26 protein-coding genes are annotated in these 26,625 nt (G+C 40.1%); 18 read left to right on the top strand and 8 right to left on the bottom strand.

Annotated elements, in window-relative coordinates; genetic code table 11:
• From AAGC65_RS14050 to AAGC65_RS14030, 5 genes are all read left to right on the top strand, one after another.
• A partial coding sequence (locus AAGC65_RS14050; protein WP_343113093.1) for a DNA gyrase C-terminal beta-propeller domain-containing protein occupies nucleotides 1–314 on the top strand: 314 nt, incomplete at its 5' end.
• 46 nt (nucleotides 315–360) lie between these two features.
• Nucleotides 361–1,434, top strand: a complete 1,074-nt coding sequence (locus tag AAGC65_RS14045; RefSeq protein ID WP_343113092.1) for a hypothetical protein — start codon at nucleotides 361–363, stop codon at nucleotides 1,432–1,434.
• Nucleotides 1,435–1,438: 4 nt separating this feature from the next.
• A complete protein-coding gene (locus AAGC65_RS14040; RefSeq protein WP_343113091.1) occupies nucleotides 1,439–2,701 on the top strand; it encodes a tetratricopeptide repeat protein in 1,263 nt (420 codons plus the stop codon).
• Nucleotides 2,702–3,127: 426 nt separating this feature from the next.
• Nucleotides 3,128–4,651: a family 10 glycosylhydrolase gene (locus AAGC65_RS14035; protein WP_343113090.1), complete on the top strand. Its 1,524-nt coding sequence runs from the start codon at nucleotides 3,128–3,130 to the stop codon at nucleotides 4,649–4,651.
• Between the two features lie 178 nt (nucleotides 4,652–4,829).
• Entirely contained in the window at nucleotides 4,830–5,477 is a 648-nt protein-coding gene (locus AAGC65_RS14030) for an ankyrin repeat domain-containing protein (protein WP_343113089.1), read from the top strand.
• 54 nt (nucleotides 5,478–5,531) lie between these two features.
• On the opposite strand, the gene AAGC65_RS14025 is transcribed toward AAGC65_RS14030, so the two are convergent.
• Together AAGC65_RS14025 and AAGC65_RS14020 are read right to left on the bottom strand one after the other, a co-directional pair.
• The gene (locus AAGC65_RS14025) at nucleotides 5,532–6,614 is read right to left on the bottom strand and encodes a GDSL-type esterase/lipase family protein (protein WP_343113088.1); all 1,083 of its coding nucleotides are present in this window, start codon (nucleotides 6,612–6,614) and stop codon (nucleotides 5,532–5,534) included.
• A gap of 179 nt (nucleotides 6,615–6,793) precedes the next feature.
• Nucleotides 6,794–7,582 (bottom strand): phosphatase PAP2 family protein, encoded by a 789-nt coding sequence (locus tag AAGC65_RS14020; RefSeq protein WP_343113087.1) that lies wholly within the window; start codon nucleotides 7,580–7,582, stop codon nucleotides 6,794–6,796.
• A 192-nt stretch (nucleotides 7,583–7,774) separates the two neighbouring features.
• On the opposite strand from AAGC65_RS14020, the gene AAGC65_RS14015 reads away from it, so the two are divergent.
• The 3 genes from AAGC65_RS14015 to AAGC65_RS14005 all read left to right on the top strand — a co-directional run bounded on the left by AAGC65_RS14015 (nucleotide 7,775) and on the right by AAGC65_RS14005 (nucleotide 10,774).
• Nucleotides 7,775–8,452: a response regulator transcription factor gene (locus tag AAGC65_RS14015; RefSeq protein ID WP_343113086.1), complete on the top strand. Its 678-nt coding sequence runs from the start codon at nucleotides 7,775–7,777 to the stop codon at nucleotides 8,450–8,452.
• Complete coding sequence (locus AAGC65_RS14010; protein WP_343113085.1) at nucleotides 8,449–9,696, top strand: HAMP domain-containing sensor histidine kinase; 1,248 nt, start codon at nucleotides 8,449–8,451, stop codon at nucleotides 9,694–9,696. Before AAGC65_RS14015 ends, AAGC65_RS14010 begins: the two co-directional genes overlap by 4 nt.
• Nucleotides 9,697–9,766: 70 nt before the next feature.
• Entirely contained in the window at nucleotides 9,767–10,774 is a 1,008-nt protein-coding gene (locus AAGC65_RS14005) for a YncE family protein (RefSeq protein WP_343113084.1), read from the top strand.
• A 108-nt stretch (nucleotides 10,775–10,882) separates the two neighbouring features.
• Here AAGC65_RS14005 and AAGC65_RS14000 read toward each other — a convergent pair whose 3' ends face one another.
• Genes AAGC65_RS14000 through AAGC65_RS13990 form a run of 3 tightly spaced genes read right to left on the bottom strand, consistent with a single transcriptional unit; the run spans nucleotide 10,883 to nucleotide 16,131 of the window.
• Nucleotides 10,883–13,903 carry an efflux RND transporter permease subunit gene (locus AAGC65_RS14000; protein WP_343113083.1) on the bottom strand — a complete coding sequence of 1,007 codons (3,021 nt, stop codon included), beginning with the start codon at nucleotides 13,901–13,903 and terminating at the stop codon, nucleotides 10,883–10,885.
• A gap of 10 nt (nucleotides 13,904–13,913) precedes the next feature.
• Nucleotides 13,914–14,837 carry an HlyD family efflux transporter periplasmic adaptor subunit gene (locus AAGC65_RS13995; protein ID WP_343113082.1) on the bottom strand — a complete coding sequence of 308 codons (924 nt, stop codon included), beginning with the start codon at nucleotides 14,835–14,837 and terminating at the stop codon, nucleotides 13,914–13,916.
• A gap of 1 nt (nucleotide 14,838) precedes the next feature.
• On the bottom strand, nucleotides 14,839–16,131 hold the full coding sequence (locus AAGC65_RS13990; protein WP_343113081.1) for a TolC family protein: 1,293 nt from the start codon (nucleotides 16,129–16,131) through the stop codon (nucleotides 14,839–14,841).
• 276 nt (nucleotides 16,132–16,407) lie between these two features.
• On the opposite strand from AAGC65_RS13990, the gene AAGC65_RS13985 reads away from it, so the two are divergent.
• The 6 genes from AAGC65_RS13985 (at nucleotide 16,408) to AAGC65_RS13960 (ending at nucleotide 21,101) form a co-directional block, all read left to right on the top strand.
• The gene (locus tag AAGC65_RS13985; protein WP_343113080.1) at nucleotides 16,408–16,887 is read left to right on the top strand and encodes an acyl-CoA thioesterase; all 480 of its coding nucleotides are present in this window, start codon (nucleotides 16,408–16,410) and stop codon (nucleotides 16,885–16,887) included.
• 54 nt (nucleotides 16,888–16,941) lie between these two features.
• Entirely contained in the window at nucleotides 16,942–17,709 is a 768-nt protein-coding gene (locus AAGC65_RS13980; protein ID WP_343113079.1) for a helix-turn-helix transcriptional regulator, read from the top strand.
• Nucleotides 17,710–17,715: 6 nt separating this feature from the next.
• Nucleotides 17,716–18,159 (top strand): nuclear transport factor 2 family protein, encoded by a 444-nt coding sequence (locus AAGC65_RS13975; protein WP_343113078.1) that lies wholly within the window; start codon nucleotides 17,716–17,718, stop codon nucleotides 18,157–18,159.
• A gap of 97 nt (nucleotides 18,160–18,256) precedes the next feature.
• Complete coding sequence (locus tag AAGC65_RS13970) at nucleotides 18,257–19,375, top strand: acyltransferase (protein ID WP_343113077.1); 1,119 nt, start codon at nucleotides 18,257–18,259, stop codon at nucleotides 19,373–19,375.
• A gap of 133 nt (nucleotides 19,376–19,508) precedes the next feature.
• The gene (locus AAGC65_RS13965; protein ID WP_343113076.1) at nucleotides 19,509–20,228 is read left to right on the top strand and encodes a DUF1080 domain-containing protein; all 720 of its coding nucleotides are present in this window, start codon (nucleotides 19,509–19,511) and stop codon (nucleotides 20,226–20,228) included.
• Between the two features lie 78 nt (nucleotides 20,229–20,306).
• A complete protein-coding gene (locus AAGC65_RS13960) occupies nucleotides 20,307–21,101 on the top strand; it encodes an SDR family oxidoreductase (RefSeq protein WP_343113075.1) in 795 nt (264 codons plus the stop codon).
• Between the two features lie 76 nt (nucleotides 21,102–21,177).
• On the opposite strand, the gene AAGC65_RS13955 is transcribed toward AAGC65_RS13960, so the two are convergent.
• A complete protein-coding gene (locus tag AAGC65_RS13955) occupies nucleotides 21,178–21,429 on the bottom strand; it encodes a hypothetical protein (protein ID WP_343113074.1) in 252 nt (83 codons plus the stop codon).
• A gap of 149 nt (nucleotides 21,430–21,578) precedes the next feature.
• On the opposite strand from AAGC65_RS13955, the gene AAGC65_RS13950 reads away from it, so the two are divergent.
• From AAGC65_RS13950 to AAGC65_RS13935, 4 genes are read left to right on the top strand one after another with little or no spacing between them, the layout of a single operon-like run.
• Entirely contained in the window at nucleotides 21,579–22,046 is a 468-nt protein-coding gene (locus AAGC65_RS13950; RefSeq protein ID WP_343113073.1) for a DUF4442 domain-containing protein, read from the top strand.
• A gap of 21 nt (nucleotides 22,047–22,067) precedes the next feature.
• On the top strand, nucleotides 22,068–22,529 hold the full coding sequence (locus AAGC65_RS13945) for a GNAT family N-acetyltransferase (RefSeq protein WP_343113072.1): 462 nt from the start codon (nucleotides 22,068–22,070) through the stop codon (nucleotides 22,527–22,529).
• A 25-nt stretch (nucleotides 22,530–22,554) separates the two neighbouring features.
• Nucleotides 22,555–23,178 carry an RNA-binding domain-containing protein gene (locus AAGC65_RS13940; protein ID WP_343113071.1) on the top strand — a complete coding sequence of 208 codons (624 nt, stop codon included), beginning with the start codon at nucleotides 22,555–22,557 and terminating at the stop codon, nucleotides 23,176–23,178.
• A gap of 52 nt (nucleotides 23,179–23,230) precedes the next feature.
• A complete protein-coding gene (locus AAGC65_RS13935) occupies nucleotides 23,231–24,610 on the top strand; it encodes an MATE family efflux transporter (RefSeq protein WP_343113070.1) in 1,380 nt (459 codons plus the stop codon).
• Nucleotides 24,611–24,766: 156 nt separating this feature from the next.
• On the opposite strand, the gene AAGC65_RS13930 is transcribed toward AAGC65_RS13935, so the two are convergent.
• A complete protein-coding gene (locus AAGC65_RS13930; protein ID WP_343113069.1) occupies nucleotides 24,767–25,669 on the bottom strand; it encodes a histone deacetylase in 903 nt (300 codons plus the stop codon).
• Nucleotides 25,670–25,675: 6 nt separating this feature from the next.
• Complete coding sequence (locus AAGC65_RS13925; RefSeq protein WP_343113068.1) at nucleotides 25,676–26,530, bottom strand: bestrophin family ion channel; 855 nt, start codon at nucleotides 26,528–26,530, stop codon at nucleotides 25,676–25,678.
• Nucleotides 26,531–26,625 lie beyond the last annotated feature (95 nt).

The following is a 26,625-nucleotide window of genomic DNA, read 5'->3' as shown; positions in this document are numbered from 1 at the left end:
TAAATATTACTGAAAAAACCGGAAACCTTGTTGCCATAAAAGGTGTTACTGATAAAGAAGATTTGATGATCATCAACAAATCGGGCATTATTATACGCATAGCTGTTAGCGAACTCAGAACAATGGGGCGTGCTACACAGGGTGTAAGGTTAATTACACTTAAAAATAATGACGAGATTGCTTCAGTTGCTAAAATTGAGCATGACGAAGATGAGGACAAGGAATCTGAAGAAAATGCTGAAGGCGGAGCTACAGATGATACTGAAGCAACCAACAACAGCGAAGAATCAACCACCGACGAACCAACTGAGTAAATATATGCAGTGCCGTAAATTTTTTTTATCGGTTTTAATACCATTTATGACTACAACCTTTGCCTTTGGCCAAAGCGAGGCTTTAAAGGTTGTAGTTAATAACCTGGCTTTTTATAAGCAGAAAAATGATCTTAAGTATTTGGCAGCCGCTAAAAAATCGGCAGATAGCTTAATCATTACCAAATCTGATACTGCCGATGTAGAAAAAAACACTTATCGTGCTCTGGTTAACTCCAGTATTTTATATATCGATTCGTTGAACAAACTGGCACAACCGGCAACTTTACTAACCGAAACTTCGGCTTTGGTTGACAGGATATCGGGTTATAAAAAAGCTTATAACTTTCAGGCAGAGATTGATTATTCAAAACGGTGTTTGGCAAATGTTTACATTCGTAAAGGCTTTGAGTTTGTGAATAATTCCGATTTCACCAATGCTACCAAATCATTTAAAAATGCCCGTAAGTATGCACCTAATTTTAAGCAGGTTGACGATTATATCGCATACTCCAACAACAAGGCAGGTAATTTAGTTGACGCTGCTAAATACTATAGTAATTTATTGGCGGTGGATAGTACAAAGGCCGAATATATTGAAACAGCCTCAAGCATTTATAAATCATTAGGAGATACTTCCAAGGCCCTGCAGATACTTCAAAAAGGAAGAAAACTTTTGCCGACAGACAGATTCTTACTGCTTGATGAAGCCAGCATCTATAATAATCAAAAAAACTATAAAGCTTTAGAGCCATTAATAGGCCCTTTACTTGATATTAACGCAAATAACGCCGATATTGCATTTGTAGCCGCAAACTGCTACGATCATCTGAACAAATATGATAAAGCTGAATCGCTTTATTTGCGTACTATAGAATTAAACGGGTCTGCTTATGATCCGGTTTTTAACCTGGGTTTGCTTTATTTAAAACAAAGCGCGGCAGCGCAGGGGAGTGCGGTTAATGAAAATATTGACCGTGCCGCCCAATGGCTCGAAAAGGCATATGAAATATCGCCCAATAATGTACAGGGCCTAAAAGCGTTGCAGCTGGTTTATGATAAAACCGGCAATAAGGATCAATTAGATAGAGTAAATAACAAACTAAAACAGATAACAAACTAAAACTATGAAAATCAAATTTTTGATGACTGGCCTTTTAGGCTTAGTTTCAGCAACCACGTTTGCGCAAAAAGGCGAATTAAGTACCGCTAAGAGTGAGTATGACAACTACGAGGGATTAAGAGGGTCAAAAGCTACCATCTCGGTTGCTGTTAAAAGCCTTGGCACTGCAAAAACCTCTATCGATAAAGCTGCTGCTAACGAAAAAACGGCCGCGTTGCCTCAAACTTTTGCATTAAAAGGAGCAATTTACGCAGCCCTTGCGGTTCAGGATACCGTAACGGCGACATCTATGCCGTTGTTTACTACTGCTGATGAATCCTTAAAAAAAGCTAAGGAACTGGATACCAAAGGTGAAAACAAGCAAGTTATTGACAATGCATATTTAAACCTGGCTCAATACCAATTAACCAAAGGTGTTGCCGAGTATTCATCTGGTAAATATGATCAGGCTTACCAATCATTTGATTACTACCGTACCGTTTTGCCTGAAGATACGAATGCTATTTACTACACCGGTTTAGCGGCAGCAAATGCCAAAAACTATCCGGCAGCCATCACCAATTATAATAAATTGGTTACTACCAAGTACTCAAAAGGTGCAAGCATTTATATGGATCTTTCTTCGTTATATTTAGCTGGAAAAGATACAACCAATGCGCTTAAATCAGTTACAGACGGTATTGCAAAATATCCTGCAAACTCAGATCTGCGTAAAAGGGAAATAGAGATCAGCCTTCAAACAGGAAAAGAAAAAGAAGTTGCACAAAAAATTCAAACTGCAATAGCTGCTGATCCTAAAAATAAAACATTGTATTATTATGCAGGTTTAACTTACTCACAAACAGCAGAATCTATCATCAAAGAGCAGTCAAAAGCTAAAGATGCTGCAACTAAAAATACATTACAGCAACAAAAAGTTGACAGCTATAACAAAGCTGCCGAAATGTATAAAAAAGCTTTAGAAATTGATCCTAACTATTTTGAAGCAAATTTAAATTTAGGCTATGTAACGCTTAACCCGGCAATTGATGCTTATAATGCAGCTAATAAATTACCTGCAAACAAACAAAAAGAATATGATGCAGCTATAGCAAAAGCAAATGCGCAATTTGATTTAGCTAAACCATATTTGTTAAAAGCTGTTGAATTGAATCCAAAATCAATTGACGCATTAACAAACTTAAGAACCTATTATTTAGGTAAAAAAGACACCGCAAATGCTGATGCAACCAAGAAAAAATTGGATGCATTAAATGGCGCACAATAATAATGTAGGAGAGGCTTTTTAAAGAAAGCCTCTCTTTTTAAATATATTACTTAACATAATGTTAATTATGTGATATTTTTTGAGCGTTGGTTTTTAAAAATCAAATTCTTGACTTCGTCCAAAAGTGTTGACTCAATTAAGAGAAATAAAACCATAAATAGTTTGGTTAAAGTAAGGGCATTAGGTTATTGATTAATATTTAAAGCTTAATTTGAAAGTTAAATATTTAAATAATTTATATTCAACAACCGTAAGCTCAGACGTAAAATTGAATATCAATATGCTTCACTTACATCATTAAACCGTAGCGATACCCAAACAATAGGCCTTACTTTTACTTATAAGTTTGGCACATCAACGTCGGCAAGGCAACAACATAACAGTATTGAAACAGAAGCCGGCAGGGCCGGTATAAATTAAAACTCTATGAATAACCGTATTTGCTTAAATCTTATTTTTTTACTGTTAATAATCCAGGCAAATGCACAAACCCTGGCTCCTAAACGGGAATTTCGTGGTGTATGGATTGCTACTGTTGAGAATATTGACTGGCCCCGCAAACCAGCAGAGAGCCCGGATCAACAACAACAAGAGCTTACAGTTATTCTCAATGCGCACCAGGCAGCGGGCATTAACGCGGTTATGCTTCAGGTTAGGCCGGTAGCCGATGCTTTTTATGCCAAAGGCCGCGAACCCTGGTCAAAGTATCTGACCGGAAAACAGGGACAAGCCCCCTATCCGCTTTATGATCCTTTAGAGTTTGCGATAAAAGCGGCTCATCAGCGCGGGATGGAGTTACATGCCTGGTTTAATCCTTACCGGGCTACCAAAGATGTTAATTTTTCGAGTCTAAGCCCCCAGCATATCACCAACACCCACCCCGAATGGTTTTTTGTATACGGAGGACAAAAACTGTTTGATCCTGGTATTCCGGAGGTGAGAGAATATATTATAAAAGTTATTTTGGATGTGGTAGATAATTATGATGTGGATGGTATTCACCTTGACGATTATTTTTACCCTTATCATATTGCCGGGCAGCAAATACATGATGAGCAAACCTTTAAAAAATATGGCGAAGGATTTTCAAACGTTGGCGATTGGCGGCGCAATAACGTAAACCTGTTGGTAAAAATGCTTAACGACAGTATCCATCAGCATAACCCACGGGTTAAATTTGGTATGAGTCCTTCAGGTATCTGGGCTAACAAGTTTCAGAACCCGGAAGGGTCAGATACACATGGTGGAGATTCATACTATGAACTTTATGCCGATTCTAAAAAATGGGTGCAGGAGGGTTGGGTTGATTATATAAATCCACAACTTTACCGGCCTATGAGTGATCGTATTGCATCTTTCAGCGTTATGGTAAACTGGTGGAGTGAGCATACTTACGGAAGGCATTTGTATATTGGCCAGGCCCCTTACAGAATCATTGAGAATAAATTACCAGCTTTTAAAGTCTCATCAGAGTTACCCAAACAAATCAATTATTTCCGTCAAAATAAACGCGTACAGGGCAGCGTATACTTCAGTTCCAAATCATTGATCAGTAATCCGCTGGGATTTACAGACTCGCTAAAAAACAATTACTACCACTATCCTGCATTACCACCGCTTATGCTCTGGCGCGACTCCATTGCCCCAAATCCACCTCGTGAATTAATAGTAAAAAACAATAATGGATTGGTCACTTTAACCTGGGAGCCCCCGGTATCTGCTCAAGACAATGAGGTAGTATATGGCTATGTAATATACAGGTTCAATAAAAATGAAACTGTCGATATAGACGACCCCAAATACATATTGCACATACAATATGATCCAAGCTGTAGCTATGAGGATAGAAATACCGTTAAAGGGAAAACCTACCTGTATGTTATTACGAGTATTGATCGTTTAAAAAATGAAAGTGAGCATTCTGTGCCCGTTACAATTGATGTAAAGTAATGACCTGGTTATCTTAAAATAAGTTTTTACTTGGAAAAATAGTTACATCGATCTCCGCTGTTTAATCCAAAATCACCCAATTTTCATCTTGCTATTTTTTATAAATAGCTGATTAAAAGGTCATAAATTTATTAAAGAAGAAATTGTAATTAAGTGAATTTTTAATCATGAACACGGAATGCAAAATTTAGATGAACAACTGATAAAAGCGGTAGTTGCACAGGACCTGGCCAAAGTGAAGTTGCTGGTTTCACAGGGTGCGAACATCAACTATACCGACCAATGGAACAATTGCGCTATTTTTACTGCAGCCTGGGATGGAAATATTGAAGCTCTTGAAATTTATTATAGTTTGGGAGCCGAGTTGGAGTTGGAAGACAATAACCCATTATGCAATGCTGCGTACAATGGCCAGGCCGGTTCAGTGCTGTGGCTACTGGGAAAAGGTGCAAATGCCAATTTTAGCTTTAAGAACACGGGCGAGAACGCTCTTCACTACACCATTTCTAAGACCAGTGAAATGCAGGCACGCACCGAAATTGTTAAAGCCCTGATAGCCGCCGGTACCGACGTTAACAAGAAAACCGAGAAAGGTAAGTTAACACTTTGCTTTATGAGAGATGCTTTTTTGAAAGCAGAAACGCCCCTGCACAGGGCCGCAGCTTATGGAAATGAGGAGATTGTTAGATCGCTGTTAGTTGCAGGTGCTGACGTTAAAATCAAAGACGCCAACGGCGATACCGCGCTCTCCTGGGGTAGCTGGTATCTCCGAGACATGAATATACTCCGGTTATTACTTTATGATGGCGTACCGGGTATATATTGAGATCAATTGAGCAATAAAATTCCTTGATAACGGACGGACTCTGTATTAATATCCTTAGTATACATCCAGATAAGCAGCTAAAACAGGTTTTAATTTGGCTGCGATTTTGATTTGTCCCTGATCATTCGGATGTGTTCCATCTGTATAATCAATTAAGCCACTAAGCCAGCCGGTAGTATCAATATAATGAACTTTAGGGTCTCCACCGTTATGTCTTGCCGATACAACCGCTTGTATTGCTGTAGCTTTGGCTCCATTAAACGGTCGCATCAGGAATATATCAGCCCCGGGCAGTTTGGCTCGTATAGCCTTACAAAATTTTATATAAACACTCTTAAATGTGGTATCCGGTACTTTTTTCAGAAAATCATTAGTCCCCAGGTTAATAACTACCAATTTTGAAGAATATGTCTGAAATAACCAATCTGATGACTCTTGAGCGCTTGCGTAAAGCGATTGTGTTTTAAAGTATTGGCTGCTCATGCCCGAACCGGGATAACCATCAACCAGGCAAATTCCTGGATAAGCAATTTGGGTATGTTCAGTATGCAGAGAATCAGATACAATCCAGGCATAATCAGAAACATTTGCTTGAGTATCTGTGTATCCGGCAGTAATAGAATCTCCTATATATTCAATCAGATATTTTTGAACAACTGGGGTGCTTGTTACGGCCAATGTATCCAATATTAAACCCTGAAAATCGAATACATAATTATTATCCTTCCCCTGGGCCACTGTAAGTGTATGAATTTTGTTTGATAAAGGTGTCGGTGATAAATTAATCACCCCAGTCTTATTGATATGGCTGATCCAACTACCGTCATCAATTTTAGTGTAATAATTTGTTGAATAGCCAACTTTTAATTTAACAGTTGTTCCGGTAAAATTAACCTTTAAATAAGATCCACCCCAGTTATTTTGATATTGTTTTGGATCGGTAAAAACCCAGCGTCCAAAGTATTTAATGTGTGTATCAGTTAAAGTACCATTATGTATGGTTGAGTCCATTTGGCCTGGAGGTATGGCGTTTGTATTTATTATTTGTGGCTGATCTGGTTTAGTTATTTTCTTTTCTTTTTTGCAGCCAAGCATTCCTATGGCAATAATGCAGATAATAAGCAGAATAGTTTTCATGATATAGGTTAAAGTATGATATATAAATTGACGAAGCAATGTATATAATACTTATTTACAATATATTATGAATGTTTAATTGGGATTAATATTGAGAAATATTGTGTGCTATTGGCAATTATTATGCTTATTGGTTTAAAAAAAAATAATATGTTGCCTCCAATATTAATTGAATACCATCACAACGTTTTCACAAACGAAAAACCAACCATCTGATTCTGATAAGTAGGTATGATCATGGTACCGCTGTCTTTATATTTACGCTGTTTACCGGAAGAAAACTCCTTTTTGATATAAGGATAAATCAAATAGGCGATTTTTGTAGAGAGTATACCCACTCCTGCTCCTGCCACTACATCACTAAACCAATGGGCATTGTTGTAAACTCTTAGTATACCGGTTGTTGCTGCTATAGAATAACCTGCAATGCCGTACCAGGGGGAAATATCGCCATATTCCTGGTTTAAAAATTCGGCAGAGGCAAAAGCGTTACCGGTATGTCCAGACGGGAAAGAATATTTATCCTTGTCGCTTGGTCGTGTACGCTTGCTTAAATTTTTAACGGTAAAAGTAGTACCGGCAAAAATACCTTCAGATAAAACATAAAGCGCTGTCCTGTCGGCAAAATTGTGCTTGCCATGTATACCCGCCAGGTTTAAACCATAAACTATGGCCCCGGGAGCATATTGAAGGTAATTATCGGCATGCGTTTTAAAGCCAGGGTGATCTTCCTGCATATCATTGTACACGTTATAATCAATTTGCCTGATACCTTTAACATGAAAAGAAAGTATACCCCAGGTAACAAACACAGCAGGCGGAATATAAGTTACTAAAGAATGATTTTGTTGTTCAAGTGTTTTATTCTTGGGGGCAATATTTAAAGAATCGGCATTTTCTACCTGTTGTGCAAAGGACACTGCCGGAAAAATCAGGATGAGAACAAAAAAGAGCTTTTTAAAAAACATGGCACATTAAACTAAAATAAGATAACTATGAAGTCAATGTTAAGCTGTAAATCTGAATTTATTCTGTAGTTTTTAGGCCAGGGTTAGATGGTAGTTAAGATTATAGCGGAGGAAATTATATATTTAACTTAGAGAATGTAATTAAATCCTAAATATATCCAGATTACTACTGTACTTTTATCCAAAAACGAAGTGAAAATATTGATCATTGAAGATGAAGAAGGGTTGCGTGAAAGTATTGAGGCGTACTTTCAGGAAGCCGGCAATATCTGCGAAACTGCAGATAGTTATCATGCTGCTATGGCCAAGATCAATCTTTACAGATATGATTGTATCCTGCTTGATATCACCTTGCCCGGTGGTAGCGGAATTGAGATATTGAAAACACTTAAAGCCAATAATCACAAAGATGGTATACTGATCATTTCGGCCAAAAATTCCCTTGACGACCGCCTGGAAGGCCTTGATCTGGGCGCTGATGATTACTTGGTTAAGCCTTTTCACTTATCAGAACTTAAAGCCAGGGTTTCGGCTATCACGAGGCGAAAAATGTACGATGGCAACAATACCTTACAATTTAATGAGATCAGTATTGATCTGTCGGCTAAAACGGTTACTGTTTTAAACAATCCTGTAAAATTTACGCGTAAAGAATTTGCTTTATTAATTTACTTTATAGCTAATAAAGGCAAAGTGGTATCAAAAAATGCTATTGCCGAGCATTTATGGGGCGATGGCATTGATTTGGCCGATAATTTTGATTTTATTTATTCGCACATTAAAAACATCCGTAAAAAACTGATAGAGGCTGGCGCCAACGATTATATACAGGCCGCGTATGGCATGGGCTATAAGTTTAACGATAAATGAAGCTCTTAGACAAATATAACCGTGTAAACTTAATTGCTGCTATTATCATCATGCTGATAACCGGCGGCATATATTACCTGGCCATCAGTTCCATTTTGATCAATGAAAAGGATAAAGCGCTGGAAGTTGAAGAGCATGAAATTTTTGATTATGTAAAACTGAATCACAGATTACCGCAGGTATTTGAATCGCCAGACCAGCAGATCAGTTTCAGCAAGGTTCCCAAAAGCTCCATCACCCGCCAGTTTATCAATACAACTTATTATAAAAACGCTAATGAACCGGAATCAGGCCGCGGCCTGATCAGTTTTATTGATATGGGCCAGGATTATTACAGGATCCTGATCGTAGAATCAAAGGTAGAAACCGAATACCTGATACAGATCATCTTTGGCATTACCATAGGTGTTATTTTGTTACTGCTTTTAGCCCTGGTTATCATAAACCGGCTTATTTTAAACCGCCTTTGGCAACCTTTTTATAATATATTGGGCGAGCTTAAACTATTTCATGTATCAGGTACAAGAAACATTCCGCATTTGAATAGTTCCGTTGATGAGTTTAATGAGCTGCACAAAGAAGTTTCTGCTATGGCTGCACGGGTAAAGCAGGAGTATCAAAACCTGAAAAGCTTTACCGAAAACGCATCGCATGAGCTGCTCACTCCTATTGCCATTATCAACTCTAAGCTGGATACGCTGATACAAACTGAAAATTTGAACGAGAGCCAAAGCAAGCTATTAACCGATCTCTACGGAGCAGTTAATAGGCTGAATCGTTTGAATCAGTCCATGTTGCTGCTTGTGAAGGTAGAGAACGGGTTGTTAAAGGACAAAGCCCTCGTAAATTTGAAAGATCTTACAGAAGAGATGATCATTCAATTTGAAGAAATATTCCAAAATAAAAATCTGACAGTTCATTATGAACTTGATGAAAAGCAGGTATATGCCAACCGGCACCTCATGGAGATTTTAATAAGCAATTTACTGAGCAACGCAATCAGGCATAACCACAGCGGCGGCGAAATCAAGATAAACTTAACCGGAGATAGCTTAACTATACAAAACACGGGTGATAAAGTACCGTTAAACAACGATGAGATATTTACCCGGTTTCACAAATCGTCATCATCTGAAGGTAGCGGCCTTGGGCTTACCATATCAAAACAGATCTGCGAAAATTTTAATTTCTCTCTGCAGTACAGCTTTCATAAATCTTATCATCAGTTTAGCATAAGCTTTTAACTATTGTTGTTATTACAAACTTTCTACAGATTTAACAGAGACATTTATTTAGAAAATCACCCATAAATAAATGAAAAAAATTATTTTAAATCTCGCCTTCATAGCTTCGGTAAGCTTAACCCCTCAGATTACACGTGCGCAAACTTATGTATTGGATAAAACCATCCCCCTACCCGGTGATGGTGGTTATGATTACCTGTCGATAGATCAATTGAATAATCGCTTATACGTTTCGCACGGTACAGCAGTAAACGTTATTGATCTGAAAACAGAAAAACCGGTTGGTATTGTCAGCAATTTAAACGGCATTCATGGTATCGCTATTGATAACAAAGCTAACCGGGGATTTATCAGCGATGGTAAAGCTAATACTGTTGTTACTTTCGACCTAAAAACACTTAAAATTATCACTACCATCGCTTTAAAAGATGCCAATGGCCCGGATGCCATCATGTATGATGCGTATGCTGATCGTGTTTTTAGTTTTAATGGAGATAGTAATAATTCATCAGTTGTAGATCCTAATACATTGAAACAGGTGGGTACGGTAGCGCTTGGCGGCGCCCCTGAATTTGCTGTAGCAGATGGCAAAGGCAAGATATATAATAACCTGGAAGATAAAAGCAGCCTTAACGTAATTGACAGCAAAACGCTAAAGGTTATCAAAAATTACCCACTGGAACCTTGCGGTGGACCTACTGGCCTGGCTCTTGATGCAAAGAACGCGCGCTTGTTCACCGTTTGCCGCGAAAATAAAGGGATGAGTGTTGTTGACATCAATACGGGTAAAGTAATCGCAACCCTGTCTATTGGCGCCGGTGTTGATGCCGTAGCTTTTGATGCTGTAACCAAACTTATATTTTGTTCTTGCGGCGACGGTACTACAACTATCATTAAACAACAATCGGCAGATCAGTACAGCGTGATCCAGGCGCTTAAAACACCTGTACGGGCCAAAACCCTTACACTTGATCCCCAAACGCATAAAATTTATTTAAGTGTAGCCGAATTTGAAAAAGGTACACGCAAAGCATTGCCGAATACTTTTAAAGTATTAGTGTATAAGCTATCAAATTAATCCAGGTATAAATCTCAATTTTCCATAAAACAAAAGCCTGGAATACTAAATATTCCGGGCTTTGTTATTTGTTAATTTTTATAATTGGTGAACCTTTTTGCGAGGATTTTACCTTACCCCCTCTCCCGTTTTTTTGTAGCTGCCATTAAGTTTTAATAGCGTTGGCAGTACGATCAATAACAACGGTAAAGCGAATAATAAACCGCCAATTACAGCTATAGCCAACGGCTGGTGCATTTGCGCGCCGGTACCAATGCCTGCGGCGAGTGGCAGTAAAGCTATTATAGCCCCGGTGGCTGTCATGAGTTTAGGCCGCAAACGGGCGGCAATGGCATGTGTAATTTTTTGCTCGCCTGTCCATTCCGGGGCACCTGTTTCATATTGGTGGTAGGTGAATATGGCATTCTCGGCAATAATACCAATGATCATAATAATGCCGGTATAGCTGCCTACGTTTAAAGGCGTGTTAGTGATCAGCAATGCGGTAAGGCACCCTGCTGCGCCTAATATTGCCAGCAAAATAATAATGGCAGCTACAGCAAAATGACGGAACAGTACCAGCAAAACAATAAATACTAAAACACTGGAACTGATGAGGATGGTTAACAGTTCCTTAAAAGCCTGTTGCTGCTGGGCATAATCGCCGGCATATTCCATATGATAACCGCCGGGGAGGTTTAAAGTCGCCAGTTTGCTTTGTATGTCTTTCAGAGTACTACCCAAATCCCGGTTGTTTAGCCTGGCGGTAATTACCCCCATCATCTTTTGGTTTTCACGCGCAATTTCGGCAACACCGGGTTCTACACTGATCTGTGCTACAGATGACAGGCTTTTTAACTGCCCACCCGGTAAAAATATACTGGCTGCCTGAAATTGCTGCAACGATGTTTGGGCCGCTTTAGGATAGATCATCCGGATATCTACAGATTGCTCTTTTTCAATAACAGAGCTTATCACATTGCCATCCAATTGGGATTGCAGTTGGAATTGAAAATCGGTTGGATTTAATCCTAATTGTGCCAGCTTGCCTTCATCCGGATTTACATTAATTTCGGGTCCTGCAATGGTAATACCGTTAAATACATCGGCTGTGCCATTAACGCTTTCAACCAGATCGGCTGCTTTTTTGGAGAGTACCTGCAAAGTTTTCTGGTCATCGCCATATATTTTGATTTCTATAGGTTGGGCCGATTCCATCAGGTCGCCCAGCATATCGCCTATTACCTGGCCAAAATCTACGGTGAGCTGTGGCAACATCCCTTCAATTTTAGTACGGATATCGTCCGACACTTCATTTGTTGTTTTATCGCGTTGTTTTTTAAGCTGTATCAGGTAATCACCATCGTTGGGTTCGGTGATAAAAAAGCCCATCTGTGTACCCAGACGCCGCGAAAACGAAGAAACCTCTGGCGTATGCTGGATAATGGCATCAACCTGTTTTAGCATCCGGTCGGTTTCTTCCAAAGTGGTACCAGGCGGGCTCTTAAAATCAAGAACAATAGCACCCTCGTCCATAGATGGTAAAAATCCGGACTCTAACCGGCCAGGTATAATAATGATCAAGGCGATGCAAATCATCATAAATGCAAAACTGATCACTGGTTTGCCCAAAAAGAATTTGATCCAGCCTTCTTTTACTTCATGAGGCTTTACTTTCCTTTTCCGGAGCGGAATATGAATAAACAATATGGGTAACAACAGCCAGGTAACAAAAAACGATATACTTAAGGTGATGATCATGGAAAATGCCAGCACCTTAAAATATGCCCCCGCTACCCCGCTCATCAGCACGAAGGGAATAAAAATAACGATGGTACTCAACGATGAACCCAGCATGGATGGAAACAAGTACGTTATCGCTTTTTTTACAACCACCTTCATTTCCTCATCCGGGTGTTCCTCATGGCTGCGGTAAATCTGTTCAACCACAATTACCGCGTCATCTATCATTAAACCAATGGCAGCGGCAATAGCGCCCAGCGTCATGATGTTAAATGTATAGCCTACCAGCAATAAAACCGTGATAGATAATGCCAGTGTTGCCGGAATGGTAATTAGTATCACCAAACTGGATTGCCATGATCGTAAAAAAACAATCACCACCAAAATGGCCAGCACCAACCCTATCCACAATACATCCTGAATACTTTTTATACTATCGTTCACAAAATCGGCCTGTTTATAATAAGGCCGCAGATGCACACCTGCCGGAAGTATTTTACTCAAGGCATTAACCCTGGCCATAACACCATCATTCACCTCAATCAAATTAGCATCCGGTTGTTTGATGACCGCGATCAGCGGTACATCCTTACCATTGGCGTTAATGCGTATGTATTCCTTTTGCGCGGTAATTATAACATCCGCCACATCGGCCAAATGGATAACGCGATGCGGGTTATTAACCACGATCAGATTCCTGAGGTTATCCAGATTCTCAACGGCGTTTTTTGTAAGATTTAGATAGAGGCGCCCGTGATCATTAATATAACCGTTTGAGGCCAATATATTAGCCTGGGCAACCGCAGCTGAAATTTGCTGGGGCGTAATGCCTAAAGCCGACATTTTTGAAGGCTGCAGCACCACCTGGTATTCTTTAGTTTTACCGCCAATTACCGCGATGTCAGCCACACCGGGCACAGCTGCCAAAAAAGGCCTTACCTGAAATTGCGCTATCTTTTTTAGTTCAATTCCTGAACGGTTCCCTTCTAAGGAAAAACCCATTACCGGAAGAATGGAGGGGTTCATTTTCTGCACATCGATCCGGGTATTGGGCAGCAGATCGCCATTTATTTCCTGGGTTAAGGCTTGTACCTGTGCCATCGCTTTATCAATATCCGTATTCCAGTTTAGGAAAATATTGATCTCCACACTGCCGCGCGAGGTGGTGGTACGTATATAGTCGAGGCCTTCGGTACGTTTAATAGCGTTCTCTAACGGAATGGTTACCGTGGTCATCATTTTATCAACCGGTTGTTGCCCGGCATCAGCAATAACTTTTATTTTTGGAAAAGTGATATCAGGGAAAAGTCCGGTCTTTAGTTTGGTGTAACTGAATATTCCGCCCATGAATACCAGTATCAGGAAACCCAGTAAAGGCTTTTTATAGTAATGATGAAAATGCTCCATAATGGCCGGTTTACTTTTTTTGGATTTTAACTGTTGATGAATCGGTCAGGCCATATGCACCATCTACAATGATGCGGTCGTTTATGTTGATCTTATCAGATTGAATTTCCTGTAAAGAATCGGGCGATATTTTGCCGGCTTTTACCGCTACCTTATATGCCTTGTTGTTTGCCCCTAACTTAAATATCCAGAAATGCTCCTGTATTTCATCGGTTTGTACGGCGTTTACCGGAACAGCCATGCCATGATCAGGTCCGGAAAGCGGTATGCTGACTTTTAAATTGGCTCCCTCGGGCAAATTGGTAGCTCCTACCGGAACAATGAATGACTGTGTTTGTACAGCAGCATCCGCAGATGGTAAACCAGATTGCAGATGTGTGTTTAACTTGCGCCCATCGGGAAGCAATACGGTACAGGCAATACCTGCTTTAACCTGGTCAAGATATTCAACCGGTACATTTACCAGTACTACCAGGGATGATTGCTGCGTTAATGTGGCCAGTATATCCCCTTCGGTAACATAATCATCGTTTTGGTAATTAACCGCTGTGATAATTCCGCTTGTCCCCGCAATAACTGGTATAGGGGCCTTGAATTTATCCAATACCCCGCTTTCATCCAGGTGTTTTAAGGCCTGCTGCTCTTTACTGGTAATAGTACAATATGTACTGCCACCACGCACTATATCGCCGGTTTTCCAGCCCCGGTGGTGTACATAGCCAGCAATGCCAGCCCTGATAACCGCCTTTTGCTGGTATTGGGTTACACCATTAAAGGTAATACTGTTATTAAACGTGTGGCTTATGGGCCTGCCCACTGTAACCATAGGCGTGCTTGATACGGTTTCCTCATCGGCAGGCGGCGTGCCTGTGCAGGCGGCCTGTACCATTAACAAGGCGCTAAAGCCTAAAATGAAGTATATTTTGTAACGCATATTACCAGTTATAATAGTTGTATTGATTGGTGAGTAGCAAAAGCTGAACCTTTGCTCCGTTAAGGTTTTGTTTAGCAGCAGCATAATCCTGTAACGATTTTACATACTCGATGATCGATAACTGACCTCCTTGTAGTTTTTCCCTGTCCAGTTTTAAAAGCAGGTCTTGTTTACCTATAAGCTGTTGTAGTTGAATAATGCTTTGATCAAGCAAATGAATTTGCCGTATCAGACTTTCCAGATAGTTGCGCTGCTGAACTGTGAAATTGTCCCGGGCGTAGGTTATATTTTGCTGACTGATCTTTACCTGGCTGTCATTTATTTTACGCTGGTGCCCGTCAAATATTGGAATAGCTAAATGCAGCGCCGCCTGCATACCTATATTATGGGGTATGCTATTAAACTCAGACGCCAGCATACCGCCGTTACCGGCAAGATCAAGCGTGGGCCGGTACCTGGAGTTGAAAACGTTTTGCTGTGCAACAATACTCAAACTATCTAACCTGAATTTTTCCTTATAAAAGTAGCTTTGAGGTGCAACGTTAAAGGTAATAAGCGGCGCATTTAACTTTAGCATGGCAGTATCATTTATAATGGCTAAATTCTTAAGTGCGCTGTATGCGTCTACCTCGGTTATTTTGGTTTGACTCAGTTCATTTTCGCGGGTATTTTGTTCAATTTCCAGCAGCAGATAATCGCTTTGTTGCAATAAGCCTTTTTTTACCAACGCTTCAACCGTGGCTTTCCTGCCTTTTACCTCACTCACTATCCGAACAAGGTATTCTTCCTGCTGCTGCAACTGATACACCTGAATATATTGATCTGTGATTGATTTACGCAGATCATGCTCTAATTGCACACGGTTGCTACTATTGAGTGCAGCATCATTCTTATTCTGCTCTTGCAGGGTGTTAACGGTGCGTTTATTTAATAATTGAAGCGTAACGTTCAGTTGCGTGGCATACATGCCGCCATTGGTTTGTCCAACATCATAGCCAAAAGCCTTTGACGATGGGTTTGCCGTAATGGCGATGGCTTTTCCATTATTGCCAAAATAGGGAGCAAACAAATAGTCGGATGTAAAATTGACTTGCGGAGCCTTATTCTGCGCATTGATTAATTGGGCTTGTAAACCATAAAACTGCTGTTGATTTACATTTTGCCTGATGGCCGCATCATTTTTTAGGGCATTATCAATAAAATAATTCAAATCAAGTTGCTGGCCCGATACCGGCTGTACAAGAACCAGGGTTAAGCCTATACATAAAACAACAGCAATAAAAGTAACTCTCATTAAAATTCCGTTTATTATGTACAAGGTTATGGTGTAAATCTGAATAAATTTAGGATGATATTTTTATGATGCAAAGGAGATGAAAGCAACAAGAATGAGACATTATAAATTCTCTTCAAAATATGGTAGTGTCTCTCTGCCGTTGTTACCAACAGCTATTGCGAAGCAAATAAGGTTCTGAACATTACAAATCATTTTGTCGTATTTTTCCAAATACCATATTGCTCCTGATGTTTTCTTTTGCAGTAATTGATATCGTCAATCAAAGTATAAACAATGGAAAAAATATTAAGCTCCTGTTATAAAGTCCGGTTTCAGGATTGCGACCCCTTTAATCACTTAAATAATGCCAGTTACATCAATTATTTCCTGAATGCGCGTGAGGATCATTTACTGGAGAATTATAATTTCGATGTTTTTGAAAAATTAAGAACCGACGGTCAGTCGTGGGTGGTTGCTTCCAGTCAAATCTGTTACCTGAACCCGGCAAATGTGGCCGAAACAGTAATTATTGAATCGCAGTTAATGTCCTTTACCTCCAAAAGTGTAAATATTGAAATGCGGATGTGGAGCCAGGGTAAAATTAAACTTAAGGCTTTGCTGTGGACGACCTTTATATATTTTGATATCCATACACAAAAAGCAACCAATCATCCAGTGGCCGTTACCGATCTGTTAAATAGTATATTGTTACCTATAGAACAAAATAGTTTTGAAGAACGGCGCAATAGCTTGATGCGCAGAGTTGTAGCGTAAAAAAACGGGTAAAATACTGTTGTGATAATTCACTGATACCGGTTAATTTTGTTTATGAATTCATTCAAGTACACCGAGGTAAGCCCGGTTGAGCATCTGAAGGATTTTATAGAAACGTATTGGATAATGGAAACCGGCCCCTTATACCAACCTGCCGATGTACGGCTATATGCCGATGGTACTACAGATATTTTTGTGAATATGGGTAGTACCAGGCCTTTACTGAATAACAAGCCGCTTTTGCCGGGTACTATTTATTTTGGTGGCACCATGACTACATCAAGCCTTATCCAACGCTTACCTAACAGTGTATTTATTGGCATTCGTTTTAAACCTGGTGGCTTTGCATTTTTTTATAAACTGCCATTGCATGAACTTACTGATGAGATCATTGAATTTCCGGATCGCTTTTTACGTGATCTGTTGGATGTGGATGATCAGGTTACAGACAGACTGAATGATTTTTTTACCCGAAAAATCAGGAATACCCGCAATTTGCTTCCTTTGGCTAAAACCGTGGAGTATTATAAAGGAAAAATCACTGTAGACTGTTTGGCCGAAAAACATCACCTTACAAACAGAACATTGGAGCGCTTGTTTAATGAACATATGGGTATTAGCCCTAAAGAGTTTATCAAGGTGATCCGGTTTCAGCAGGTTTTGAAAAGGATACGTAAAAAGGACTATAAAGATAACCTTGCAGAACTGGCCTTTGAAATGGGATATTACGATCATGCGCATCTCACAAATGAAGTTAAGCGATACTCCGGGTTTAATCCAACAGCATTAACAGCTTTGTTTAAACCTCACGAAAAGCGATGAGTATTTATGAAAAACCATAAACGTAAGCAAATGAACACAGCAGACAACCAACAACAGGAGCTATCGGCAGATGAGGAACAAATACTCGAAGCCCTGAACGCGCACTGGCAGGCATCAGCTACCGGGGATGTGAACGCGGAACATGATATTTATGCTGATGACGCCATCTGTGATTATCCGCAATCGGGAGAACGTATAATGGGCCGAAATAATTTGCAGGCTTTAAGGAGCCATCATCCAGGTAAACCTTCAGGTTTCAAGGTTAAGCGGGTTATCGGAAAAGGTGACTTATGGGTTACCGAATATACTATCAATTACCAGGGGCAATCAGTTTATACCGTGAGCATTATGGAGTTTAGCCAAGGTAAGGTTATACATGAGACGCAGTATTTTGCAGATGCTTTTGAAGCGCCGGCCTGGCGCAGCCAATGGGTTCAGCAAATTGGGTAATACTCGCAGGTGATACAAAAGAACGAAAGATTGATACATCATAACCAGTTGATATAGCTTAAAACCATCATCTTTAAAGCCGTATTAATTTGATACTATGTACCAGGAACCTGCTTTACCCAATGTGCTGAGATCCAAACAGCATTTTGAAATTTTAGATGGCCTTAGAGGTGTTGCCGCGGTTGCCGTTGTGATTTTTCATTTTATGGAAATTGCGGTACCCGATTATACTAAAAGCTTTATCGCGCATGCATATCTGGCGGTTGATTTCTTTTTCTGCCTGTCGGGCTTTGTTATCGCCTATGCCTATGATCAGCGGTTAAAGAAAATGGGCCTGCTTCAATTTTTTAAGCTGCGGCTTATCCGTCTGCATCCTTTGGTAATTATTGGTTCGGTTATCGGGCTAATGGCCTTTGTGTTTGATCCGTTTAGTAATCTGTATCAGGCATATGCGGATAAAACCTTTTTCATGTTTTTGGCATCGTGCTTTATGGTTCCCTATCCATTAGTACATGAACGGTATTTTAATCTTTTCCACCTCAACCCGCCTACCTGGTCTTTATTTTGGGAATATGTGGCTAATGCCGTATATGCCTTAGTTTTAATTAAAATACGTAATAAGGTACTGTGGTTCCTGGTATTGACTGCAGCTGTTGCGCTTTGCTATGAGGCCAACAGATCAGGAAATTTAGGTGTTGGCTGGAGTGGTGAGAATATCATGGGCGGCGGCATAAGAGTTTTTTATTCGTTTTTGGCCGGTATCCTGATCTATCGCTCCAAATGGATCATCAATTCACGTTTTGGATTTATCTCCATAAGCGCGCTGTTGGTTTTGGTATTTATTATCCCCTACTCAGATAAAACTAATTCCATTGTTGATCCATTGGTGGTCATCTTCTTTTTCCCTTTATTGGTAGCATTAGGCGCCGGGGCAAAGCTCAGATCTGCTTATACGAGTATATGCGGATTTTCAGGAAACATCTCCTACCCGCTTTATATGGTACACTATCCTTTTATCTGGCTCTTCATGAGCTGGGTTGAATTAAAGAAGCCAACTTTAAATAACATGGTTGTGGTTATGGCCATAGGGCTCGTCTTATTGATCGGAATGGCTTATCTGGTCATGATTTATATTGACGAACCTATCAGAAGATACCTTAAAAATAAAATGAATAGTTCAGTATCTTCAGCAATAGAGGTATCATCTATTAATTAATAATGAAAGTACAAAGTGTGTTATTAATTGTTTGCAATAACACAGTTTGTAACACTTTTAACGTTTTTTATGAAGCTGTAGCTTAACTATATTCTATTTTGCTACCTTAGAACATCCAAAATCTAAAGAACCAATGAAAAAAACGCTAACTATTTTTACAGCACTTGCAATGTTGGGCAGTGTTAGTATGGCTCAAACCCCAAACACACTTACCAAAAAAGAAAAAAAAGAGGGCTGGAAATTATTATTTGACGGCAAATCAACCAAAGGGTGGCATACCTACCTTAGGGATACTGTAGGCTCAAAATGGCAGGTTAAAGACGGTGCAATCGTATTTGACCCAAGCAAACCAAAAGAAGGCGGAGGCGACCTGGTTACCAACGATGAATACGAAAACTATGAACTGAACCTGCAATGGAAAATTTCAAAAGGTGGTAACAGCGGTATCATTTTCGACATTCAGGAAGATCCTAAATTTAACGCTACTTACCTTACCGGCCCCGAAATGCAGGTATTGGATAACAAAGATGCTTCTGACAACAAAAAGCAAAATCACCTGGCCGGTTGTTTATATGACATGTCTGGAGATTCGACCGTATCAAAACCGGTACCTGTTGGCGAGTGGAACCAGGTTAGGCTTATTCAGAATAAAGGTCATCTAACTTTTTATCTGAACGGCATCAAAACCTTTGAAGGCCAAATGGGCAGCGACGAGTGGAATAACATGGTAGCTCACAGTAAATTTAACAACCCAGCGTTTACCAACTTTGCTAAAGTGGCCAAAGGTAAAATTGCTTTACAGCAACACCCGGGTTCAAGCGAGTGGAGAAATATCAAGATCCGTCCGTTATAATTATTGATATAAATACGCTTTCAGAATAGCACAAAACAGTATCGCACTTGTTAACATACAAATTTTAATTAACACAGTATGGATCTTAAACTTAACGGTAAAACTGCATTGGTAACCGGTTCAACCGCCGGTATCGGTTATGCTATAGCTAAGTCATTAGCTCATGAAGGTGTAGTGCTATATATAAACGGCCGGGATCAAACCAAGGTAAACGCGGTTATTGAAAAACTGAAAGCTGAAACCGGTAATGCAAATATTAAAGGTATAGCGGCCGATTTTTCTGATAAGCAGCAGGTGGATAATCTGATTCAGCAATTGCCTGAAGTGGATATACTGGTGAATAATGTGGGTATTTTTGAACCGGTTGAGTTCAGGGATATCGCTGATAAAGACTGGGAATTACTTTATGAAGTAAATGTGATGAGCGGTGTTAGGTTATCCCGGGCATATTTTGATAAAATGATGGCTAAAGGTTGGGGACGAATAATTTTTATCTCCAGCGAATCTGGTCTGCAGATCCCTACCGAGATGATACATTACGGCGTAACCAAAACAGCGCAGATATCTCTGGCCCGCGGCCTGGCCGAACTGACAACAGGTACCGGTGTAACTGTAAATTCAGTATTGCCTGGGCCTACTTTATCAGACGGCGTTGGTGATTTTATGACCGCTTTAGCCAAAAGTAAAGGTTTGAGTGACGCTGAAATGGAAAAAGAGTTTTTCACCTCCATGCGCGCTACTTCAATCATCAAAAGATTTATCACCCCTGATGAAATTGCCAACCTGGTCACTTTTATTGCCAGTCCGCTATCATCAGCAACCAATGGCGCCAGTTTACGTGCCGACGGTGGCGTTATTAAAACAGCGTTTTAAACACCTTAAAGGATATAAAAAAATCCCGGAGCAGTTTATCTGCCCCGGGATTTTTTATGCTATACTAAATTTAAGCTTATGGCTTTTTAGTAGTATCGGTTTTTGCTGTGTCTGTTTTGGCTGTATCTGTGGCGGCAGGTGCGGTTGTAGTGCTCGCTGAATCAACTTTAGTACTGTCAGAACCACCGGCTGCTTTTTCTGCAGAACCACAACCGCTTGCTATTGCACCTATCATTGTCGCGACAAGTGCAAGACTTAAAATTTGCTTTTTCATGTGAGTTATTGTTTTAGAGTTATCAATACTGTTTGAACTTACTATTAACCACATGCCGTCTATATTGTTTACGTTTAAACATTCATTTTCTTAAAATTCTGCTTTTTATATCACATTTTAAAACAGCCATTTGCATAGCTTAGGTTTTAATTTTACATAATACATGCAAATATTTGATTATAAATTTCAGATATTTAAGAACTATGGTTGTATCTGAAAGAATGCTAAAGTGGGCTATGCGCTTGTATCCCCCCCTCTTTTTTCAGCGCATTTGGGTGGTGAAGTTCGATAAGGGATTCAAGGGGGTAAAGGTTAAGATCAAAAAAAGTATTTTAAACAAAAACTATAACGACTCCATTTTTGGGGGTACTATTTTTTCAGCCGCCGATCCATTTTATCCTGTATTGTTTCACCAATTACTTATTAAAAAGGGGTATAAATTAAAGGTGTGGTCAAAATCATCAACTATTGAATATTTGAAACCGGGCCATTCCGATCTGTTTTTTGAGATCAGCTTAACGGATACAGAAATTGCACTGGCCGAAGAAATTTTGAATACTCAGGGCAAATATATGGCCCACCACCCTATTGATATTTATAATAAAAACGGCGACATATGCGTATCTGTACTGAATGAGGTATATCTCCGCAATTTAAACTTTACCGACTGATAAAAGCTTGTAATTAATATAATGGGTACCGTACTAATGAACGATGAAGCTTTTATTAAACGAGGCTTTCAAATATCAACCGACAAGAATCTGTTAAACATTGACGCGATATACAATTATTTAAATGACGATTCTTACTGGGCACGTGGTATTCCCCGTCAAAGACTGGAAAATGCCATAGCTAACTCGATATGCTTTGGCGTGTACCATGATGGCGTACAGGCTGGATTTGCCCGCGTAGTAACTGACAGCGCCACTTTTGCCTACCTTTGCGATGTGTTTATTTTACCCGTTTTCAGAAAAAAAGGCTTATCAAAATGGCTGATACAAAGTATCATTAATCACCCGGAACTTCAAGGCTTAAGAAGATGGTCATTGGCTACTGCCGATGCGCTTGGACTTTATAGCCAGTTTGGTTTTACACAAATAACCAAGCCAGAAAGATGGATGGAAGTATTTAACCCCTATATTGAGCCTCAATAATGGTTTAAGGGATAATAGCGTAATCATGAATATCAAAAAGCTCATTTTTGAGGGTGAAGGTGTATCGCTCGACTTTAAAAAAACAATTACCAGCTGCGAAAAGATCGCACGTACTATGGTATCCTTTGCTAATAATAAAGGCGGTAAGTTATTGATAGGCGTTGCCGATGACGGCACTATTAAAGGTGTAAAATCTGAAGACGAGGAACGCTATATGATCACCAAAGCAGCCCATTTTTTTGCCCGACCTGCCCTGGACCCGGTTTTTGAAGAGGTATATGTTGATGATAAGCTGGTGCTGATTGTTGATACCCCTCCCAGCGACCTTAAACCTCATTATGCCCTGGCCGAAGATGGTAAGTGGTGGGCCTACGTGCGGGTAAAAGACAAAAGCGTACTGGCCAGTAAAATTGTGCTCGAAGTACTTAAACGCTCTGCTAATGATCAGGGAGTTTTAATTGAGTATTCCGAAAATGAGAAATCACTTTTAGAGTACCTTGAAAAAAATACGCGTATAACTATCAAGGAATGCGCGGAGTTGTTAAAAGTAGGCCGCCGCAGGGCCCAGCGCATACTGGTTGACTTGATACTTTCGGGCCTCATCCGAATCAATACCACCGAAAAAGAAGAGTTTTATACAGCCTGCTGATATATTACCGTCATTATCATTACTTTTGCAACCCTTTTTGTAACCTGTAGTAATGAAAAAAATCTTCCTGAAATATAAGCCTTATTACGCTGATAGCCTTAAGCTGGCTATCCCGGTGGTAATATCGCAAATTGGTCATACACTGGTTCAAATGTCTGATTCCATTATCGTGGGCCATTTTGTGGGTACGGTATCGTTAGCGGCGGTTTCTCTGGTCAATAGTTTGTTTCTGGTGCCACTGGTTATGGGCATGGGCATTTCCTATGGTTTAACACCACTTATTGCTCAAAACAACGGCCGGCGCAACTTTAAAGAATGCGGTATGCTGCTTTCAAATAGCTTGTTTTTGAATATGCTTACCGGTATAATCTTATTCGCTGGTATTTACTTCGGTACAATGCTGTTGATCGGGCACCTCGATCAATCGCCGGCGGTTGTGCAGGAAGCCAAGCCGTATTTATTGTTACTCAGCCTGTCGCTTATTCCATTGTTGATATTTAATACCTTCAAACAATTTGCCGAAGGCCTCGGCTTTACCAAGCAGGCCATGATGATATCTATCTGGGGCAATCTGATCAATATTTGCCTGGGTATTACCTTTGTAAAGGGCTTATTCGGCATACATCCTATGGGTATTCGCGGGGTGGGTTACAGTACCCTTATTGATAGGTGCATTATGGCCATAGTAATGGCAGCTTACGTTTTCCGGTCACCAATTTTTAAGGACTATTTAAAAAGCTTTGCCATCAAAAATATCGACCGTATACGTGGCTTGCAGATTATGAAGATCGGCGCTCCCGTTGCGCTGCAGTACACTTTCGAGGTTAGTGCATTTGGTGGTGCCGCTATCATTATAGGGGCTATTGGTTTGGTACAGCAAGCAGCTCACCAGGTAGCCATTAGCCTGGCCGGTATTACTTATATGATGGCCAGTGGCATATCGTCAGGTGCTGCCATCAAATCTGGTAATTATTTTGGTGCGGGTAATCATAAAAGTCTCCGGATGTCAGCCATCTCCAACTACCATATCGTACTGGCGTTTATGGCTATTGCTGCACTGGTATTTACCTTTGGCAGGCACTTATTGCCCTGGATAATTACTTCGGATGAAAATGTAATAGCTATTGCAGCACAGCTACTTATCATCGCTGCATTATTTCAGATCTTTGATGGTACACAGGTTGTAGGTTTGGGTATTCTGCGTGGAATGGGTGATGTAAATATACCTACCTTTATTACGTTTTTGGCATACTGGGTTGTTGGTTTACCTGTAGGTTACCTGTTGGGTATCAAGCTTCATCTTGGTGTTTACGGTGTTTGGTACGGGCTGGTATTAGGCTTGGCAATTACCTCGGTATTGTTGTTTATCCGTTTTAATATTATCAGTAAAAACCATCGGGACAAGACGATTGTTATATTGGCTAAGGATTAAGCGTTGCAGAAAATTATTGTCATTTCGAACGATAGTGAGAAATCCTATACATTATGCAAATTTATCCGCATGGCCTGTGCAAAAGATTTCTCTTCGCCCCAATCTTCACTCCTCTCCCTTGCTCATCCAAATGACAATAGTTTTATAATATTGTAACTAAAAATACAGATCGTTAGCTACTTTAAAAGTATTGCAATGTGCCTCGGTAATATCTTTGATCTGCGGAGAATAGCCTCCACCCATGCTTACCTGAACCGGGATATTATTGCTGATGCATTGTTCAAATACAAACCTATCGCGCATTTTACAGGCTTCTTTACTCAGAGCGAGTTTACCAAGCTTGTCGGTCGCCAGTATATCAACACCGGCTAAATAAAATATAAAATCGGGTTGCTGTTTCACGATCAATTTGAGTAAGGTATCATACAAAATATTCAGGTATTCCTCATCTTCAACGCCATCGTTCAGCGGAATATCCAAGTCGGATATTTCCTTTCGCGAGGGGAAATTATTGGCTCCATGCATGGAGAAAGTAAATACCCTGGGCTCCTTTTCAAATATTTCGGCCGTACCATTGCCCTGGTGTACATCTAAATCAATTATTAAGATAGATTGAACTAAATTATTATTTAATAAGTAGTTAGCTGCAATAGCCTGATCGTTCAGTAGACAAAAACCTTCGCCCCAATTACTGCCTGCATGGTGTGTGCCGCCTGCTACATTAAAAGCTACTCCGTTGTCAAAAGCATAATGGCAACCGTCAATGGTTCCTTTAGCAATTCTTATCTCCCGCTCAACTAAACGCGCTGATAAGGGGAAGCCAATACGCCGCTGTTCTTTTAGGGGCAAGGTCAAATCTCTTAGCTGCAGCCAGTAGTCGCGGTCATGAGTTTGAAGAATGGTCGCCTCGTCCAGTATATCCGGCGAGAATAAATTATCCCGGCTGATCACTCCCTCGTGCAGCAACTGTGCCGGTATCAGTTCATATTTCAGCATCGGGAAGCGGTGTCCTTCGGGTAATGGATACGCATATATTGGGTCGAAAGCTATTTTGAGCATAATTGGTTAAGCAAATATCTCCGCTACATGTTTTTGAATATTTTCGCAAATATTGTCCAACGGCAAATCGTTAGCATCGTGACCAAACGGGTCTTCAATTTCTTCGGCCAGAAGCTCGATACTGGCAAATACAAACAGCACAAAACCAATAATGGGTATAATGAAATACTTCAAATCGAACGACCAGGTAAAAGGCAGAGTCATGATATAAGTAAAGATGAACTTCTTAATAAATACATTATACGAATAAGGTATAGGCGTTTTTTTGATACGCTCGCACCCGCCACAAATATCTGTAAATGAAGTTATTTCTGTAGTTATACTAAATAACTGCTCCGGATTTATTATGCCATTTTTATTCAGTTGATATACCTTTTGGATGATGGATGAGGCTACCTGATTAGGTACATGTTTGTCCTTATCAATGTTTATAAAAGCTGATTGCTCAGGCACGTAAATATCGCGCAGGTGGTTGCGGAGTGAACGGGCGTAAAGCGGTATCATGTAGTTAAAAAACGCTGCATCACTTTCGTTAACCAGGTGTTTAAGTTTCATGGCCAGGTTGCGGCTGTTGTTGGTGAGGCTACCCCAGATCTTGCGCCCTTCCCACCAGCGATCGTACGCCGAATTGATTCTGAACGCCAGCAATAAGGAAAACACAAAACCGATGGTTTGATGAATGTAGATCACCTTTTTTAAGATATGGGTATCGGGCAACTGCCAATAGTCGATCAGTAGATAGGTAACAACACCGGCATAAGCGCCAACCGCTACTATCAGCGGAAAAAGTTCACGCAGGGTATCGGCCCTATTCAGCCTGAAAATAAAGGAAAACCACTCTTTAGGATTGTAATAAACCATATCTTAAAGTCAAAAATTAAAATTCAAAAGTCAAAAATATTCTTCCTGTCATTTCGAACGAACGTAGTGAGGAGAAATCTTTTATAACTTGCTAT

It is taken from the genome of Mucilaginibacter sp. (assembly GCF_039207105.1).
GTDB lineage: Bacteria > Bacteroidota > Bacteroidia > Sphingobacteriales > Sphingobacteriaceae > Mucilaginibacter.
This window is presented reverse-complemented; position numbering and strand designations above follow the sequence as displayed.

What these genes read in the sequence shown, in the direction of transcription:
- AAGC65_RS13990 (WP_343113081.1), bottom strand. Translation starts at nt 16,131, where the DNA reads ATGAGAGTTACTTTTATTGCTGTTGTTTTATGTATAGGCTTAACCCTG.
- AAGC65_RS13930 (WP_343113069.1), bottom strand. Translation starts at nt 25,669, where the DNA reads ATGCTCAAAATAGCTTTCGACCCAATATATGCGTATCCATTACCCGAA.
- AAGC65_RS14035 (WP_343113090.1), top strand. Translation starts at nt 3,128, where the DNA reads ATGAATAACCGTATTTGCTTAAATCTTATTTTTTTACTGTTAATAATC.
- AAGC65_RS14030 (WP_343113089.1), top strand. Translation starts at nt 4,830, where the DNA reads ATGCAAAATTTAGATGAACAACTGATAAAAGCGGTAGTTGCACAGGAC.
- AAGC65_RS14010 (WP_343113085.1), top strand. Translation starts at nt 8,449, where the DNA reads ATGAAGCTCTTAGACAAATATAACCGTGTAAACTTAATTGCTGCTATT.
- AAGC65_RS13985 (WP_343113080.1), top strand. Translation starts at nt 16,408, where the DNA reads ATGGAAAAAATATTAAGCTCCTGTTATAAAGTCCGGTTTCAGGATTGC.
- AAGC65_RS13995 (WP_343113082.1), bottom strand. Translation starts at nt 14,837, where the DNA reads ATGCGTTACAAAATATACTTCATTTTAGGCTTTAGCGCCTTGTTAATG.
- AAGC65_RS13965 (WP_343113076.1), top strand. Translation starts at nt 19,509, where the DNA reads ATGAAAAAAACGCTAACTATTTTTACAGCACTTGCAATGTTGGGCAGT.
- AAGC65_RS14000 (WP_343113083.1), bottom strand. Translation starts at nt 13,903, where the DNA reads ATGGAGCATTTTCATCATTACTATAAAAAGCCTTTACTGGGTTTCCTG.
- AAGC65_RS13925 (WP_343113068.1), bottom strand. Translation starts at nt 26,530, where the DNA reads ATGGTTTATTACAATCCTAAAGAGTGGTTTTCCTTTATTTTCAGGCTG.
- AAGC65_RS13945 (WP_343113072.1), top strand. Translation starts at nt 22,068, where the DNA reads ATGGGTACCGTACTAATGAACGATGAAGCTTTTATTAAACGAGGCTTT.
- AAGC65_RS14020 (WP_343113087.1), bottom strand. Translation starts at nt 7,582, where the DNA reads ATGTTTTTTAAAAAGCTCTTTTTTGTTCTCATCCTGATTTTTCCGGCA.
- AAGC65_RS13980 (WP_343113079.1), top strand. Translation starts at nt 16,942, where the DNA reads ATGAATTCATTCAAGTACACCGAGGTAAGCCCGGTTGAGCATCTGAAG.
- AAGC65_RS13975 (WP_343113078.1), top strand. Translation starts at nt 17,716, where the DNA reads ATGAAAAACCATAAACGTAAGCAAATGAACACAGCAGACAACCAACAA.
- AAGC65_RS13940 (WP_343113071.1), top strand. Translation starts at nt 22,555, where the DNA reads ATGAATATCAAAAAGCTCATTTTTGAGGGTGAAGGTGTATCGCTCGAC.
- AAGC65_RS14040 (WP_343113091.1), top strand. Translation starts at nt 1,439, where the DNA reads ATGAAAATCAAATTTTTGATGACTGGCCTTTTAGGCTTAGTTTCAGCA.
- AAGC65_RS13950 (WP_343113073.1), top strand. Translation starts at nt 21,579, where the DNA reads ATGGTTGTATCTGAAAGAATGCTAAAGTGGGCTATGCGCTTGTATCCC.
- AAGC65_RS13955 (WP_343113074.1), bottom strand. Translation starts at nt 21,429, where the DNA reads ATGTGGTTAATAGTAAGTTCAAACAGTATTGATAACTCTAAAACAATA.
- AAGC65_RS14005 (WP_343113084.1), top strand. Translation starts at nt 9,767, where the DNA reads ATGAAAAAAATTATTTTAAATCTCGCCTTCATAGCTTCGGTAAGCTTA.
- AAGC65_RS14025 (WP_343113088.1), bottom strand. Translation starts at nt 6,614, where the DNA reads ATGAAAACTATTCTGCTTATTATCTGCATTATTGCCATAGGAATGCTT.
- AAGC65_RS13935 (WP_343113070.1), top strand. Translation starts at nt 23,231, where the DNA reads ATGAAAAAAATCTTCCTGAAATATAAGCCTTATTACGCTGATAGCCTT.
- AAGC65_RS13960 (WP_343113075.1), top strand. Translation starts at nt 20,307, where the DNA reads ATGGATCTTAAACTTAACGGTAAAACTGCATTGGTAACCGGTTCAACC.
- AAGC65_RS14045 (WP_343113092.1), top strand. Translation starts at nt 361, where the DNA reads ATGACTACAACCTTTGCCTTTGGCCAAAGCGAGGCTTTAAAGGTTGTA.
- AAGC65_RS13970 (WP_343113077.1), top strand. Translation starts at nt 18,257, where the DNA reads ATGTACCAGGAACCTGCTTTACCCAATGTGCTGAGATCCAAACAGCAT.